This window comes from Leclercia sp. LSNIH8 (assembly GCF_002920195.1).
GTDB lineage: Bacteria > Pseudomonadota > Gammaproteobacteria > Enterobacterales > Enterobacteriaceae > Enterobacter.
In genome coordinates this window covers 1-505 of record NZ_PQJY01000044.1, presented here as the reverse complement: position 1 = coordinate 505, position 505 = coordinate 1, and the positions used below count along the sequence as shown (strand labels likewise).

Genomic DNA, 505 nt, shown 5'->3' with positions numbered 1-505 from the left:
TAGTCATCCACCGTGTACGCTTAGTCGCTTAACCTCACAACCCGAAGCTGTTTCACTTCGTGTTGTGAAAATTTGAGAGACTCGAACACACTTAACGTGTGTCGTTTCAATTTTCAGCTTGATCCAGATTTTTAAAGAGCAAAACTTCGCAGCGCACCTTCGCAGGTACACTCTGAAGTTTTCAGGTTGTGCAGTAAAGATGGTGGAGCTATGCGGGATCGAACCGCAGACCTCCTGCGTGCAAGGCAGGCGCTCTCCCAGCTGAGCTATAGCCCCATCGTGGTCAATCTCTTCAACCGTAATTCCTGTTGAGGCAAGGCGTGGTGACACGAAGCATACTGGAGTATGTGAGTGTCGCCGCAACGCAGCATCAGCAGGAATTTGGTAGGCCTGAGTGGACTTGAACCACCGACCTCACCCTTATCAGGGGTGCGCTCTAACCACCTGAGCTACAAGCCTGCAGAGATTTTTTACTGCTAATTTTCATCAGACAATCTGTGTGGAC

General features: G+C 49.7%; 2 tRNA genes. Both read right to left on the bottom strand.

The features are described from left to right. Positions 1-200: 200 nt before the first annotated feature. A tRNA-Ala gene (locus tag C3406_RS25895) sits at positions 201-276 on the bottom strand. A gap of 106 nt (positions 277-382) precedes the next feature. Then, positions 383-459 (bottom strand) — tRNA-Ile (locus C3406_RS25890). Positions 460-505: the final 46 nt, after the last annotated feature.